We start from the raw sequence: 12,582 nt of genomic DNA on the forward strand, positions 1-12,582 counted from the left end.
CAACTTATGGAAACAAAAATTAATGCAATCACAGAGAAAAATTTTAATGGATTTGGAGATGCTTATGTACCAGATGTAATGATACCTATATTAGATGAACTAACTGAAAAATTTAATGAGTATTGTACAACAGAAGCTTTCAGCAAAGAATATCTTGGATTATTAAAGGATTATGTTGGTAGACCAAGCTCTTTATATTATGCTAAGAATTTTAGTAAATATATTAATGGACCTAAGGTATATTTAAAAAGAGAAGACTTAAATCATACTGGTGCACATAAAATTAATAATGCTATAGGGCAAGCTTTACTTGCTAAGTATATGAATAAAGATCATTTAATAGCAGAAACAGGAGCTGGTCAACACGGAGTTGCAACTGCTACAGTAGCAGCTTTATTTGATATGAAATGTACTGTTTTTATGGGTGCTGAAGATGTTGCTAGACAAAGCCCTAATGTTAAAAGAATGGAAATGTTAGGAGCAACTGTAGTTCCAGTTACTAGAGGTCTAGCAACTTTAAAAGAAGCTGTTGATGTTGCTTTAGAATATTATATAGAACATATTGATGAGGTATTTTATTTACTAGGTTCTGCTGTTGGCCCAGCTCCTTATCCTCAAATGGTTAGAGAATTTCAAAAAATAATTGGTGAAGAGGCAAAGGCACAAATTCTTGAAAAAGAAGGTGTATTACCTGATGCTTTGATTGCTAGTGTTGGTGGAGGTAGCAATGCAATTGGATTATTCTATGATTTCTTAAATGATGAATCAGTTAAGATATATGGCGTAGAAGGTGCTGGTATGGGTATTGAAACAGGTAAACATGCCAGTGCTTTTGCAAAAGATAAAATTGCGATTATCCATGGAATGAAAACTTATGTATTTACTGATGATAATGATCAGCCTATGCCAGCTTATTCAATATCTGCTGGTTTAGATTACCCTGGAGTTGGACCAGAACATGCAAGTTTAAAAGAATCTCAAAGAGTAACATATGATAGTGTCACTGATAAAGAGGCATTAGATGCATTTTATTTACTGTGTAAAACAGAAGGTATAATACCAGCACTTGAAAGTTCTCATGCTTTAGCTTATATTATCAAAACAGCAGCAAACTATACTAAAGATCAGATTGTAATTGTAAACTTATCTGGTAGAGGTGATAAAGACTTAGATCAAATATTCAATTTAGCTTTATAATATAACATTAATAAATAAATTATATTATTCATAAGAATAATTATAAAAGTAGAACAACATTATTATGTTATGTTCTACTTTTTTATTAAGTAATAAAGTTTAAACAATAAAATAACTAACGATTTTAAGGTGATTAAAAAAACTCGCATTAAAAAAACACCTTAGATAAGGTGTTTTGTTTGTATATGGTACCTGTGGCCGGAGTCGAACCGGCACGAGTCAAACCCGACGGATTTTGAATCCGTTGCGTCTACCAATTCCGCCACACAGGCATTACATTAATATTATACACATATTTAATGTACAATGCAATATTAATGTATAGTTAGCCTCTTAGTATTTCATTCCAGTCTTGAACCTTGATATAGTCTGTGCCTAGTGATTGATCAAGGATATCCTGACATGTAATACCTTTTAATGAATCTGCCCATAATTTGTCTGCTGCTATAAAAGCAGCACTTATTGCTTCAACGCCCTTTTCTGAGTTTTCTAAATTTGGAAATGTCGCTTTTAAAATATTTTCTTTACTATAAGATTGTAATTCTCCTTCAATCGCAACAAACACTTCATAAATAGTAATCTCATTCAATGGTTTCTTTAGCATAAAACCACCGCTGTTACCAGTAGTTGCATAAACTATGTCTGCAATTACTAGCTTTCTCATCAATTTTTTCATGTAAGTTGCTGACCCACCTACCTTGAGGTTAATTATATCTGCACTTATAGGTACCCCAGGTTTTTGAGACGCAAAAATTGCCATGATAACTAAAACTTTTTCAAAACCTTTAGTTAATTTCATTTTTTATCACCTTTCAAACTTCTATTTTAAATAATTATACAGTTTCAGATAAAATATTACTATTTAAATTGTGTTAACACTAGCTAAATATTTAGTATTTTTATGTATATAAAAAGAGCTACTTATAATAAATAGCTCCTTTATATACATTACATTTATACTCGATATGTTATATCTATATTTATAATTTGTGCTTTAAACTTTTTTCTTGTTGATTTTATGCCTTAATTACACTTTAATATTGCTTAAAATTGTTTTTTGTTCAATTATACATACATAAAGTTCATTAAAGTAAACAGTATTGGTATTGTAACAATTACTGCAATATGTCCAACAACAACTAATGAAGCTGCAAGTTTCATATCTTGTTGATATTCATATGCCATTGACAATAATGATGCATATGGTGGCATTAAAGCCTCAACAATAATTACTTTTAAAAGCAATATTGGAATCATTGTTTTAAAAGGTAATAAAATAAACATTAAAATTAATGGTATTACTACCATCTTTCCTAACAATAATACTAATGCTCTCTTATCTTTTAAAAGTGGCATTATATTATTTTCATGGACTGTAAATCCAATGAATAAAAAGGCTAGAGGGGTTGTTACTGTTCCTAGATCACTCATACCTGTAAATAATGGATTATCTGTTAAGTTAAGTCCTGTTATATTACTTACTAACATAATAGCTAACCCAGCTATTAATGCTATTGTTACTGGTGCTAACTCTTTTTTCTTTGGATAATCTCTCATTAATCTTCTCATTCCTGCTGTAAACATTAATACATTATCGCACATAAAGAATATTGATCCATAAAACAATCCTTCTTCTCCATATACTGCTAATAATAAGGGAAATCCTAAAAAGGCAACATTACCATGAACTGAAGCATTTACAAACACCGAGCGTTCTTTATTTGGCATATCCCATTTTTTTGAAATGAAATGTGAGTATAAATAACACATCGCATATATTAAGCAGGTACCTACAATAATAATACCTGAGTTATACAATGTTTCTGCACTTAATTGCATTTTTCCAATTGATGTAACTATTAACATCGGTAGTGCTAATCTATTTAAAATTAGCGAAATTCCGCCTTTTTGATTTGCATTTACTATCTTTCGATATGAAACTACATAACCAATCGCGGCAATAAAAATAATAGATGCCAATCTTGACATCAAAACCATAACATCATTCAATTTAATTCAACTCCTGACTATAAGTATATCATATAGTCAAAAAGAAAAAAACCTTTAAAAGGTTTTAGTCTTTATAATATTCTGGGTAGTCAAATTTACCTGAAAGATATTTCAAGCAATCTTTTTCTAATTCTAGAAGTTGAAAAAATCTTGGTTCTACTTCAAATGGAATGCTGAATTTTTTTAAATCAAAACTTTCAAAGCCAAATCTTTGATAATAATGTTCACTACCTAATACACTTAATAATTTATATTTATCTTGGTATTTCATAGTTTCTTTAATAACACACTTTATTAATTTTGATCCTACTCCATAATTTTGGTATTCTTTTGCTACACTTACTGGAGCTAAAGATAAGATAATTGATTCATTGTTAAGTAACATTTCTGAAACCATAATATGTCCAACTACTTTATTTTTAGCATCTAAATCTATAGCTATATATGAAAGATAAAAATTACTTATTTTTCTAATTTGTTTTACAAGATTAGCTTCATCATCTTGTTCAAAAGTTTCTTTTATAACTTTATCTATGTCACCTTCATATTCTTCACTATCTTTAATTATTTTTATGTTCATGTTTATGTCCTATAATGCAAGTATAAGGATTTGTTCAACTGCTTGAGCATCCAACTTAACAAAGTTACCTTGTATTAATTTATCATTACGAGTTGTATTACTTGCTAACTCTTTTATTGCGCTTTCAGGAACCCCTATTTCATTTAAAGTTAAAGGCATTTCTAAAGTTTTAAACCATTCCTCCATAGCAGCAATAGCTTTTAAAGCAGTACGTTCAATATCCATGTAATCTGCAGTTATTCCAAAAACATTAACTCCAAATTGAGCAACTCTAGCCATATCATGTTTATATGTATATTTCATCCATGCAGGCATTACTACTGAAAGTCCAGCCCCATGAGCAACATCATACATACCACTAATTTCATGTTCTATTTGATGTGATGCAAAATCCATAACACGACCAACATCTAAAATAAAGTTATGTGCCATAGTTCCAGCCCATGCTAGTTGTGAAAATTTATCATAGTTACTTGGATCTTCATAAACATCTTTAGCTAATGAAACAATAGCTTTCATATTCCCTTCAAGTAGTCTATCAGTTATCTCTACATTTTCTGTATTAGTAAAATATCTTTCAAAGCAGTGAGAAAACATATCAACCGCTCCATTGGCAACTTGATTTTTTGGTAATGATGCCATTAGTTCTGCATTAAGTACTGAGAATACTGGGTTAGGAAAAGTCGTTCCTCTTTTTTCTAAAGTATCATCTTTTGTTATTACACAACGACCATTCATTTCACTTCCAGTTGCTGGTAAAGTTACTACATTTCCAACTGGTAATGATTTTTCAACAGCAAGTCTTTTTTCAAAGTAATCCCATATAGGTGTATCACTGATTGCACCTCCTGCAATTGCTTTTGCAGAGTCCATAACCGAACCTCCACCAATTGCAAGTACAAAGTCAATTTTTTCATCTCTACATATTTTAATTCCTTGTTCTATTAAAGAAAGTCTTGGATTAGGGATAACACCACCTAATTCAAATATTTCTAAACCGTTCTCTTTTAAGCTAGAAACCACATCATCAAATAGCCCATTTGCTTTGATTCTACTGCTTCCATAATGTATTAAAACCTTAGTTCCATAATATTTAACTTCTTCTCCAACATGTTTTTGTGTATCTCTACCAAAAATTATTTTTGTTGGATTGTGATATATAAAATTATTCATTATTTTATCGCCTCCATTATCTATATTATACCATATTATCATTTTCTAAAAATCTATTTATACTAAGTTATTATTAACATCTTATGTACTAAACTGTTAATAGTTACTCTTTTTTCATATACTAATATTAGGTTTTTATTAAAAAGGAGGAAGTACATGGATTGTTATTATGAAATACTTTATCGCCTAGATTTGAGTACTAACAAAGAATATGCAATGTATCATCAAGATTTATATACTATTTTATGTAATAGTGATCATATTCTTTTTGACAGAAAACAACAAAATCTATTTGATGGCCCTGATAATTTAGAAGAATATTTACTTGTCTTACATGAACTACTTATAAATAAAAATGCTCCATCTAATCTATATGAAGATTTAGAAGAAGTCATTGCTGAGTATTATGAATTAGTTTATTTATAGATTATTTGCTTTACTAAAATTAAATAATTATTTTAAGAAAAGGATTATAGTTAATATATAATCTTTTTCTTATATTTAATTTATTTGTATATTTTATCATCATATTTCCTGTTAATGATACAGGTATATAATTGCTAATAACATTAAAAAATAAAGCTAAAATAAATATTTCCATTAAGAACAGCCTTAATGTATTAATTTCTTGTTGCATATCTATAATCCCTGTTAACCATTTATTATATATTTGTGCTGTTGTTGTAGTATTAGTATTTCGATACTCTCTTTTTCTTGCAAGTGTGACTGATTTAAAGTATAGTCTTTTTTCATGCATTTGATTAGCTTTATTAGCTGTATATGTACAGAATCTTCTTTCTGTTATGTTTGTCTTGGCATTTTTTCAATAACAGTCTTACCTAGTAGTTATACCACTTGCATTTTAAATGACATTAACTCTATTATTATTTTTACTATTTCTTTAACATTTCTTCTGGTATTGGTATCCCTAGGGCATGGAATTTTTTTAACAACGCATTTTCAGCACTAACTATCTCAAGTTTCAATTCTAATTCTTTAATTTTTTGTTTATCATCTAATTTTTCTTGTTTTGTTATATTATCAGTCTTTGGTTTATCTATTGGCATTGTTGTAGGTCTACCTTTCTTTTTTGTTTGTAGACCTATTATACCATCTTTTTCGTAGTCTATTTTCCATTTAGCTATCATTGCATAGTTATTGATATCATATTTCATTGCTAAATCTAAATAAGTAATACTCGAAGTTAAATATTCTTTAACAACCATAAATTTAAAATCTTGATCATATATTTTATTAGTTCTTGATTTTTTTAATGAATTCACACCTTTTCCTTCAAAATGTCTAATCCATTTACGAAGCATTAATCTATCTATATTATTGGATTTAGCAATATTAGTTATACTTTTTCGTTTATTTTTGCATTCATTTTTTAATTTCAGTTTTAATTCTAGGCTATATTTAGCCATATAAAAACACCCCTTAAAGTTAGATTTTTTGGTCTAACTTTTGGAGTGCATTACATATTAATCTAACTTATTGAGTGCACTTAACTCGTATTACTTGATAATCAAATTATATTTTCTAAAAAATCAGTAATTTCGGTTATTAGCTCTTCTAATTGGTCATATGCATTTTGGTATGCTATTACAAAATCGTTTGTAATAAAATCATTTATTTTAGTATTGTACTCATCTTTTAGTACATCATTATTTAATTCTAGTTTATAAGTATTGTTTACTATCTTTTTTTGTAATTCGTAGATTTGCTCTTGTTCTAATTTTATGTTGTTTGTTAAAGCGTTTTTAAAAGCTATATATTCTTTATATTCTATAGAGTCTTTTATCATGTCATTGATTAGCTTTGCTTGTTCATTTAAATTATTCAATTATTTCTCCTTCTAAAGACCATGTTTTTACTTGTATAATTTTTACTTTAATTATTTTCCCAATTAAATCTCTAGATCCTTTAAAATTAACTAATTTGTTATGTTCGCTATATCCTGATAAGACATTTTCATCTTTTTTAGATGGACCATCAACTAATACTTCTACAATTTGATTTGCAAATCTTTCATTTCTTTCATGCATATATTTATTTATTATTTTATTTAGTCTTTGTAGTCTTTCCTTCTTTTTATCTAAAGGTACATTATCTTCCATTTTTGCAGCAGGAGTTCCTTTTCTAGGTGAATAAACAAATGTAAATGCATTATCAAATTGACAATGCTTAGCAATATCTAAAGTTTGTTGAAATTGCGATTCTGTTTCATTTGGAAACCCTACAATAATATCAGTTGAAAAACTTGCATTAACTTTTTTACTTTTTAATTTATCAAACAGTTTTATGTATTCTTCAATTGTATATTGTCGATTCATTATTTTCAATACTTCATTACTCCCAGCTTGTACTGGAAGATGTATAAATGGCATTATATTATCATATTTTGATATAACATCTATCATATCATCTGTAAAATCCCATGGGTGTGATGTCATAAATCTTACTCTTGGAATACCACTTTGAGCAACCAATTCTAGTAAAAGTGCAAAATCACTACCATTGTTTAAATCTTTACCATAAGCATTTACATTTTGACCTAATAAAGTAATTTCTTGATAGCCACTTTCTTTAAGTTCATTAACTTCAACCATAATATGTTCAAGTAGTCTTGATCTTTCTTTTCCTCTAGTATAAGGTACTATACAATATGTACAAAACTTATCACAACCATACATTGTATTTACCCAAGCTTTATATGGATTTTCTCTTCTAGATGGCATGTTTTCTATTACATCACCTTCTTGAGATAAAACATCAACTATTGTAGTCTTTTCTTGCATTGCTTCTAAAAGAAGACTTGGAAGTTGGTTTATATTATGAGTTCCAAACACTAAGTCAATATGTGGATATTTAGTTAATATCTCATTAACTACACTTTCTTCTTGAGCCATACATCCACATACACCAAAGATAATATCAGGATTAGTCTTTTTAAGCGTTTTTATTGCACCAACTTTACCAAATACTTTTTGTTCTGCATTTTCTCTAATTGCACAAGTATTAAGTAAAATGACATCACTAGACATAACATCATCATTATGAGTATAACCCATTAATTCTAGGATACCATTCATTGTTTCAGAATCTCTTTCATTGGCTTGGCAACCATAAGTTACTATGTTATATGTTTTCCCATTTCCTATATTTTGCATAACATTTGGAATACTAATTGAATCTTCTATTATTTGAACATCATGTTTTTTTCTTATTTGAGCCTTTTTTAAGTCTGGCATATTTTTAATCATTGTTTATGCACCTCCTAAACTAATTAATTATATCATATATACATCTAGTTGATAACTAATAATTACAAATAGACATTTTAAGATCTAAAAAAAACTAGATAGCAGTAACTATCTAGTTTTTCATTTTATTTTTTAAAGATTACACCATATCGATGCAGCTTACAGGACAAACTCCTACGCAAGCACCACAATCGATACATCCTTCGTTTACATGTGCTTTTCCTTCATCATTCATTTCAATAACTGAAACTGGACAAGTACTAACGCATGCTGCACATCCGATGCATTCTTCTTCTCTAACTACTGCTGGCATTTAAAAGACCTCCTTTATAATGTTTTTTTATAATTTCACTTTAATCTAGCTCTTTGATTAAGTAACTACATTATACAATTAGTAGTTAAAAAAGGCAATAAAATAACTTAATAAAAACTGATTAAATAGGCCTTTTTTGTGTATTTTAGCCTTCAATTTAGAGTTGTTATAATTTAACGCAACTCTATTTATAATGGTTATAAGTTTTGTTATATTTATTTTAATTATATATTTATAATGTATATTCTTTATTAAAAAACGATAACTATAAAGTTATCGTTGAGTTTATTTATTCTACACCAATGTAAAATGAATATAATGGTTGTTTTCCATTTACTATTTCTACTTCTACATCCCAATTATTTTCAATATATCCTGTTAATGTTGCAACTTCATCTGCTTTAACATCAACACCATAAATAATTGTAACTAATTCACTTTCTTCATCGATCATTGAATTTGCTAATGTTTGTGCAACTTCAATTCTTTTTTTACCATTTGCAATAACATCTTTACCAAAGATCCCCATAAAATCATTTTTATCTATTTTTCTTCCACCAAAGATAGTATTTTTTACAGCATATGTTACTTCACCATCTTTTACATCTTTAATAGCGTTTGACATCTCTGCAACATTATCTTCAAATGATACTTCTGGGTTGTAATTAATACAAGCTACCATTCCTTGAATTACTGATTTTGATTCTATTACTTCAACTTCTACACCTTCAATTACATCTTTAGCTTGGTTTGCAGCTAAAATGATATTTGAATTATTAGGTAAAAGAATTACACGCTTAGCATTTATTTTGTTAATTGCTTCAATAAAATCATTTGTTGAAGGATTCATTGTTTGTCCTCCACCAATAATAGAGTCAACTCTTAAATCATAAAACATATTATCAATACCTTCACCACTTGAAACTGCAATAATTGCTATTTCTTTAAGTTCTGGTTTTTTGAAATTCTCATTTGAATCTGCTTGTTCTTGCATGTTTTCAATTTTTATATTTACCATGTCACCTAACTCAACTGCTTTTGACAAAGCTTTACCTGGATCTAATGTATGAACGTGTACTTTTACTATATCATCATCATTAACAACAACAATAGAATTACCAATTCCATCTAGCATATCTTTTAGTTCTTGTTCATTAAATTTATCTTCTTCTTTAAGTTTTATTATAAATTCAGTGCAATATCCATATTGTCCTTCATGATTATCTATAAACACTTCTGGTTCAATAGCAAAGTTAGCATTTATTTCTGAAGTTACTTTTTTAACAACAGGTTTGTTTTCTAGATATGCTAGCATACCCTCAAATACTTTAACTAAACCAAAACCTCCACTATCTACTACTCCAGCTTCTTTTAAAACTGGTAATAATTCAGGAGTATTTTCTAAAGATATATTAGCATACTTACAAATATTTTTTAATACATCATTAATTGTATGCGAATGTTTCACTTCTTTTAATACTTTTTCACTTGATTCTCTTATTACTGTTAAAATTGTACCTTCTACTGGTTTTAATACTGCTTTATATGCTATTTTACGCCCCATATTGAACGCTTTAGCTAAATCAACAGCACCAACACTATCTTTACCTTCAAGTTCATTAGAGATACCTTTAAATATTTGTGATAAGATAACACCTGAGTTACCTCTTGCACCCATTAAAAGTCCACGCGAAAACAGCTTAGCAATTTCACCAATACTATTTGAATGATGATTTGCAATTTCTTTTATACCACTAGAAAATGTCAAATTCATATTAGTACCTGTATCACCATCAGGCACAGGAAAAACATTTAATGCATCAACTTCTGGATAATGATTATATAAATTATTACCCCCACTGATTAACATTGATTTAAATTCACTACCATTAATTCTTTTCATTGATTACCATCCTTATCCTATAACCTTAATGTCCTGAACGTGAACATTAACGCTTTGAACACATCCATCTATTGCTGATTCAAGTACATATTTAATTTTCTTTTGAACCTCACATGCAACTTCACTTATTTTAACACCGTAAGCTATTACTATATATATATCAATTATTAACTCACCATCTTGAGTTTGAGCTACTTCTATTCCTTTTGTGTAATTATCTTTATTCAATAATTCAGCAATTCCATCTATAAACACATTTTGTGAAGCCATACCGACTACTCCATAACATTCTACTGCAGCAGAACCAGCAATTTCAGCAATCACTTGTTTTGTTATATTCAGTTTCCCTAGTTTATTTTCTCTTTCAAAAGCCATTATAAACATTCCTCCAATCTTAAACTATTATATTATACTATAAATACCGTAATAGGTGTTAAATTTCATTAGAAAAACAAAATAATATTTAGCAAATAGTATAATTTCTTTTAACAAAATTGTAATATAATTATATTATGACAATTTTCTATTCCTATTTAAATTAATAAGCATATTTTTTATTGTATCCACCATTGATTATATGTTATTATATCATAGTAGTATATTATTATTTTTTAATTATGAACCATTGCAGTAACTATTAATGTAAAGAGTTATTATCTAAGAATGCTTCTATATTTCATGATAGCTTAAACAATTGCTTATTGTAAACTAGGTTTATTTTTTGTTAGCATTAATACTCATGTCTGTTTGACATCGTGATAAAAAAATGATAAAATTACTAGGCAAGTAAAAAATTACTATGGAGGTAAGAAGAGATGGCTAGAATTAAAAACATCAGTGTAAAAAAAGCTTTATCTGGAAATAAAAGATCTCACGCGTTAAATACATCTAAAAGAAAATGGAATGTAAATTTACAAAAAGCAACTGTTATGATTGATGGAAAACCAACAAAAATCATTGCTAGTGCAAGAGAAATTAGATCTTTAAGAAAAGCAAACGTTTAATTTTTAAAATTAACTAATCAAAGTACCTTTTGGTACTTTTTTTGTTTTTAAATATATATTAGAAAAAGCGAGTTATCTGCAACAAATGCATAGTAACTCGCTTTTTATTATTTAGTTTCTTCTTTTTCTTCTTCTTTATTCATTAGTTTATCTCTAATTTTATCACTTAGCATATTAGCAAAGTCAGGGTTTTCTTTTAAATATTTTTTTACATTTTCTCTTCCTTGACCTATTTTTTCACCTTGATAAGAATACCATGCACCAGATTTATCAATAATTTCTAAATCGGTACCAACATCTACCATTTCTCCTGTTTTAGATATTCCCTCACCATACATTATATCCACTGAAGCTGTTTTAAAAGGAGGTGCCACCTTATTTTTAACAACTTTAACATTTGTTCTATTACCTATTAATTCTGTACCATTTTTTATCGCTTCACTTCTTCTTACTTCTAATCTAACTGAAGAATAAAATTTTAAAGCTCTACCACCTGGTGTTGTTTCTGGATTACCAAACATTATTCCTACTTTTTCTCTTAGTTGGTTAATAAAAATAACTGTTGTTTCTGATTTATTCATTATACCACTTAGTTTACGCATTGCTTTTGACATCAAACGTGCTTGTAAACCAATTGTAGCATCTTTCATTTCACCATCTAACTCAGCTTGTGGTACAAGTGCTGCTACTGAGTCAACTACAACTAAGTCAATTGCTCCAGAGCTAACAAGTATTTCAACAATATCTAATGCCTGTTCACCACTATCAGGTTGTGACAAGATTAATTCATCAATATCTACACCTAAATTTTTAGCATACACTGGATCGATTGCATGTTCTGCATCAATAAATGCAGCTTTTTTACCTTTTTTCTGAACTTCGGCAATCGCATGTAATGAGAATGTTGTTTTCCCACTAGACTCTGGTCCATAAATTTCAATTATTCTACCTTTAGGATATCCACCTATACCTAAAGCTAAATCTAAAGTCAATGATCCACTTGGGATTGCATCAACATTTACGCTTGCACGATCTCCAAGAACCATGATGGCTCCTTCTCCATATTGTTTTTTTATTTGTTTAAGTGATGCTTCTAACTTATTCTCTTCGTTTTTTTTAACTTCTTTTGCCATTTT

15 protein-coding genes and 1 tRNA gene are annotated in these 12,582 nt (G+C 28.6%); 3 read left to right on the forward strand and 13 right to left on the reverse strand.

What is annotated here, in order from left to right:
- Positions 1-6: 6 nt before the first annotated feature.
- A complete protein-coding gene (gene trpB / locus ACD762_RS07180) occupies positions 7-1,197 on the forward strand; it encodes a tryptophan synthase subunit beta (RefSeq protein WP_423363298.1) in 1,191 nt (396 codons plus the stop codon).
- 186 nt (positions 1,198-1,383) lie between these two features.
- Here the strand turns inward: trpB and ACD762_RS07185 are convergent.
- From ACD762_RS07185 to ACD762_RS07205, 5 genes are all read right to left on the reverse strand, one after another.
- Positions 1,384-1,469, reverse strand: a tRNA-Leu gene (locus ACD762_RS07185).
- A 53-nt stretch (positions 1,470-1,522) separates the two neighbouring features.
- Positions 1,523-1,996 (reverse strand): Rrf2 family transcriptional regulator, encoded by a 474-nt coding sequence (locus ACD762_RS07190; RefSeq protein WP_423363299.1) that lies wholly within the window; start codon positions 1,994-1,996, stop codon positions 1,523-1,525.
- Between the two features lie 266 nt (positions 1,997-2,262).
- On the reverse strand, positions 2,263-3,207 hold the full coding sequence (locus tag ACD762_RS07195; protein ID WP_423363300.1) for an AEC family transporter: 945 nt from the start codon (positions 3,205-3,207) through the stop codon (positions 2,263-2,265).
- 64 nt (positions 3,208-3,271) lie between these two features.
- Positions 3,272-3,787, reverse strand: coding sequence for a GNAT family N-acetyltransferase (locus ACD762_RS07200; protein WP_423363301.1), 516 nt, complete (start codon positions 3,785-3,787; stop codon positions 3,272-3,274).
- Positions 3,788-3,796: 9 nt separating this feature from the next.
- Positions 3,797-4,960, reverse strand: a complete 1,164-nt coding sequence (locus ACD762_RS07205; RefSeq protein ID WP_423363303.1) for an iron-containing alcohol dehydrogenase — start codon at positions 4,958-4,960, stop codon at positions 3,797-3,799.
- A gap of 156 nt (positions 4,961-5,116) precedes the next feature.
- On the opposite strand from ACD762_RS07205, the gene ACD762_RS07210 reads away from it, so the two are divergent.
- Positions 5,117-5,386: a hypothetical protein gene (locus ACD762_RS07210; protein WP_423363304.1), complete on the forward strand. Its 270-nt coding sequence runs from the start codon at positions 5,117-5,119 to the stop codon at positions 5,384-5,386.
- 19 nt (positions 5,387-5,405) lie between these two features.
- On the opposite strand, the gene ACD762_RS07215 is transcribed toward ACD762_RS07210, so the two are convergent.
- From ACD762_RS07215 to ACD762_RS07245, 7 genes are all read right to left on the reverse strand, one after another.
- The gene (locus ACD762_RS07215) at positions 5,406-5,717 is read right to left on the reverse strand and encodes a hypothetical protein (protein ID WP_423363305.1); all 312 of its coding nucleotides are present in this window, start codon (positions 5,715-5,717) and stop codon (positions 5,406-5,408) included.
- Between the two features lie 136 nt (positions 5,718-5,853).
- Positions 5,854-6,387: a transposase gene (locus ACD762_RS07220; RefSeq protein WP_423363306.1), complete on the reverse strand. Its 534-nt coding sequence runs from the start codon at positions 6,385-6,387 to the stop codon at positions 5,854-5,856.
- An 80-nt stretch (positions 6,388-6,467) separates the two neighbouring features.
- Positions 6,468-6,806: a YlbF family regulator gene (locus ACD762_RS07225; RefSeq protein WP_423363307.1), complete on the reverse strand. Its 339-nt coding sequence runs from the start codon at positions 6,804-6,806 to the stop codon at positions 6,468-6,470.
- Positions 6,799-8,226 (reverse strand): tRNA (N6-isopentenyl adenosine(37)-C2)-methylthiotransferase MiaB, encoded by a 1,428-nt coding sequence (miaB, locus tag ACD762_RS07230; RefSeq protein ID WP_423363308.1) that lies wholly within the window; start codon positions 8,224-8,226, stop codon positions 6,799-6,801. The genes ACD762_RS07225 and miaB overlap by 8 nt, the downstream gene beginning before the upstream one ends.
- Positions 8,227-8,365: 139 nt before the next feature.
- Positions 8,366-8,539 (reverse strand): 4Fe-4S dicluster-binding protein, encoded by a 174-nt coding sequence (locus tag ACD762_RS07235; protein ID WP_423363309.1) that lies wholly within the window; start codon positions 8,537-8,539, stop codon positions 8,366-8,368.
- Between the two features lie 289 nt (positions 8,540-8,828).
- Complete coding sequence (locus ACD762_RS07240; protein WP_423363310.1) at positions 8,829-10,442, reverse strand: DAK2 domain-containing protein; 1,614 nt, start codon at positions 10,440-10,442, stop codon at positions 8,829-8,831.
- A gap of 12 nt (positions 10,443-10,454) precedes the next feature.
- Positions 10,455-10,817: an Asp23/Gls24 family envelope stress response protein gene (locus tag ACD762_RS07245; RefSeq protein ID WP_423363311.1), complete on the reverse strand. Its 363-nt coding sequence runs from the start codon at positions 10,815-10,817 to the stop codon at positions 10,455-10,457.
- 440 nt (positions 10,818-11,257) lie between these two features.
- On the opposite strand from ACD762_RS07245, the gene rpmB reads away from it, so the two are divergent.
- The gene (rpmB, locus tag ACD762_RS07250; protein ID WP_423363312.1) at positions 11,258-11,446 is read left to right on the forward strand and encodes a 50S ribosomal protein L28; all 189 of its coding nucleotides are present in this window, start codon (positions 11,258-11,260) and stop codon (positions 11,444-11,446) included.
- Between the two features lie 107 nt (positions 11,447-11,553).
- Here rpmB and recA read toward each other — a convergent pair whose 3' ends face one another.
- On the reverse strand, positions 11,554-12,579 hold the full coding sequence (gene recA / locus ACD762_RS07255; protein WP_423363313.1) for a recombinase RecA: 1,026 nt from the start codon (positions 12,577-12,579) through the stop codon (positions 11,554-11,556).
- Positions 12,580-12,582 lie beyond the last annotated feature (3 nt).

Origin of the sequence: Mycoplasma sp. P36-A1, assembly GCF_049478495.1 — a bacterium.
Taxonomy (GTDB): Bacteria; Bacillota_I; Bacilli_A; order JAJDGJ01; family JAJDGJ01; genus P36-A1.